The organism is Sphingomonas sp. (assembly GCF_051962185.1).
Lineage (GTDB): Bacteria > Pseudomonadota > Alphaproteobacteria > Sphingomonadales > Sphingomonadaceae > Sphingomonas.
The window spans coordinates 1-2,872 of the sequence record NZ_JBQCCN010000153.1 but is presented as its reverse complement, the minus strand read 5'-3'; the positions used below and the strand labels follow the sequence as shown (position 1 = coordinate 2,872).

The window sequence follows — 2,872 nt, the reverse complement described above, 5'->3', positions numbered from 1 at the left end:
GCGATCAAGTGTCGGGCCGCGCCATTCTATCCGTCAAAATTCGCCCCCACCGGGGGGGTCCCCCACGCCAACGCGCCCGATTGGCTGGCGTTCGATCCGGTGTTGTGCGTGGGCGGGAGCTGGGTGTGCACGGGCACGCCGGAAGAGGTCGAGGCCAAGGCGAGAGCCGCGGCGGCGTTGCGTTAAATTCCCTCTCCCATTGGGAGAGGGAGGGAGCCGCGAAGCGGCGGAAGGGTGAGGGCAGCCGATGGTTGCCTTTACCCTGCCCTCACCCTTCCCACGCCGTCGGCGTGGGCCCCTTCCCTCTCCCAAAGGGAGAGGGAGTTTACATCTCCCCGCGCGCTCGCCGGATCGCGTACCATTTCTGCACGTTGGCGTTGTGCTGCTCGAGCGTATCCGCGAACACGTGCCCGCCCGTCCCGTCGGCCACGAAATACAACGCCTGCGAGTCCGCCGGGTTCAACACCGCATCGATCGACGCCCGCCCGGGATTGGCAATCGGCCCCTTGGGCAGTCCCGTCATCGCATAGGTGTTGTAGCCATTGTTCGCCTCCAACTCCGAGCGCAGGATGCGCCGGCCGAGCGGCTTGCCCTTGGTCACCGGATAGATGACCGTCGGGTCGGCCTGGAGCGGCATGCCGCGCCGCAGCCGGTTCGAATAAACGGCGGCGACCATCCGTCGCTCCGCCGGCTTGCCGGTTTCCTTCTCGACGATCGACGCCAGGATCAGCGCCTCGCGCGGGGTCTTGGCGACCGTGGTGGGTGAGCGCCTGGCCCAGGCCTGGTCGAGATATTGGCTCATCGCGCGCTGCATCCTGAGCACGATCGCCGCGCGGCTGTCGCCACGCTCGAAACTGTAGCTGTCGGGCATCAGCGAGCCTTCGGCGGGTACGTCGATCGTCCCGGTCAATTCGGGCATCGCCATCAGCCGTTGCTGCGCCAGGATCGACGGCCAGCCCTCGGGAATGACGATGAAGCGCTGCAGCGTCTTGCCGCCCTGCAGCAGCTTGAGGATGTCCGACTGGCTTAGGTGGGCGAGGATGCGGTACTCGCCCGCCTTGATCCCGGCGCCGCTGCCGAAAATCTTGGCGAGCAAGGTGAAGCGACCGGCCGACGAGATCGCGCCCGCCTGTTCGAGTTGCTCGGCCGCCTTGTTCAGGCTGGTGCCCGGCGCGATCGAGACGGTGACGTTCTTCTGCAGCGGGCCGCGGCCGCCCCAGCTGTGGACCAGCCAGACACCGCCCAAGACCAGCAAGAGCGCGGCGACGAGGCCAAGGCATCCGAACCGGGCGCCGCCGCGCTTTTTCCTGGCCATGACGGGATCAGATCGCCTTCATCACCAGGCTGGCGTTAGTGCCGCCGAAGCCGAACGAATTGTTGAGCACCGCCTTGACCTTCCGCTCCTTGGCGACGTGGGGCACGAGGTCGACGCCCGCGCAATTGTCGCTCGGATTGTCGAGGTTGAGCGTCGGCGGCACGGCCTGGTCGCGCAGCGCCAGGATGCAGAAGATCGATTCGACCGCGCCGGCGCCGCCGAGCAGATGCCCGATCGCCGACTTGGTCGACGACATCGACATATTGGCGATGTTGTTGCCGAAGAGCTTGCGCACCGCATTGAGCTCGAGCTCGTCACCGAGCGGAGTCGAGGTGCCATGGGCGTTGACGTAATCGATGTCGCTCAAGGTGAGCCCCGACTTGCGCATCGCCATTTCCATCGAGCGGAACGCGCCCGACCCTTCGGGATGCGGCGCCGTCACGTGATAGGCGTCGCCCGACAGGCCGTAGCCGATCACCTCGGCATAGATTTTGGCGCCACGCTTCTTGGCGTGCTCATATTCCTCGAGCACGACCACGCCCGCGCCCTCGCCCATGACGAAGCCGTCGCGGTCCTTGTCGTAGGGCCGGCTGCCGCGCCACGGCTCGTCGCGGAAACCGGTCGACAGCGCGCGCGCCTGGCCGAAGCCGGCGATGCCGATCGGGCAGATCGCGCTTTCCGAACCGCCGGCGAGCATGATGTCGGCGTCATCCATCGCGATCATCCGCGCGGCGTCGCCGATCGAATGCGCGCCGGTCGAGCAGGCCGTGACGACCGCGTGGTTCGGACCCATCAGCCCGTATTTGATCTGCACCTGGCCAGTGATCAGGTTGATCAGGCGGCCATGGACGAAGTGCGGCGAGACGCGCTTGGGGCCCTTTTCGGCGAGCACCAGCGACTCGCTCTCGATACCCGGCAAGCCGCCGATGCCCGATCCGATCGAGCAGCCGGCGCGATAGCGCTCTTCCTCGCTCATGTCGGTCAGCCCGGCATCCTCGAGCGCCTGGCCGGCGGCGTCGATGCCGAACACGATGAACGGATCGACCTGGCGCTGCACCTTGTGGTCGACGCGCTTGTCGGCATCGAAGCCATATTCGTGGCCCGCCGGCTTCACTTCACAGGCATAATTGCTGTGGAAGTCGGTGGCGTCGAACCTGGTGATCGTCCCCGCGCCCGATTTGGCCGCGATCAGGTTCTTCCACGTCGTTTCGACGTCCGCCCCCAGGGGGGTCACCAGGCCCAGGCCGGTCACGACTACGCGCCGCATGGTGTTCTCCAATCCAGTCTCTAACAGCGAAACGGCCCCCCGACCCTGGGTAACCCTGGGACGGGGAGCCGCTCGTTACTCTATACGCCCGCAGCCGTCAGCCACGGAAAGAGGGCTCAGCCCTGATGCGCGTCGATATAGGTGATCGCGTCGTTGACGGTCGTGATCTTCTCGGCGGCATCGTCCGGGATCTCGACCCCGAACTCTTCCTCGAAGGCCATCACCAGCTCGACGATGTCGAGGCTGTCGGCACCGAGATCGTCGATGAAGCTCGCCTCGGGCGTCACCGA

General features: G+C 66.3%; 3 protein-coding genes and 1 pseudogene. 1 reads left to right on the top strand and 3 read right to left on the bottom strand.

Going from position 1 to position 2,872, the window contains the following annotated elements; all coding sequences use genetic code 11:
• Positions 1-186, top strand: a pseudogene (locus ACTHJR_RS09530) (bifunctional 4-hydroxy-2-oxoglutarate aldolase/2-dehydro-3-deoxy-phosphogluconate aldolase); the annotation flags it as partial.
• A 139-nt stretch (positions 187-325) separates the two neighbouring features.
• Here the strand turns inward: ACTHJR_RS09530 and mltG are convergent.
• The 3 genes from mltG to ACTHJR_RS09515 all read right to left on the bottom strand — a co-directional run.
• Positions 326-1,315, bottom strand: a complete 990-nt coding sequence (mltG, locus tag ACTHJR_RS09525; RefSeq protein WP_440522912.1) for an endolytic transglycosylase MltG — start codon at positions 1,313-1,315, stop codon at positions 326-328.
• Positions 1,316-1,322: 7 nt separating this feature from the next.
• A complete protein-coding gene (fabF, locus tag ACTHJR_RS09520; RefSeq protein ID WP_440522911.1) occupies positions 1,323-2,582 on the bottom strand; it encodes a beta-ketoacyl-ACP synthase II in 1,260 nt (419 codons plus the stop codon).
• A 116-nt stretch (positions 2,583-2,698) separates the two neighbouring features.
• Positions 2,699-2,872 (bottom strand): acyl carrier protein (locus tag ACTHJR_RS09515; protein ID WP_440522913.1); only part of this gene is annotated, 174 nt, incomplete at its 5' end.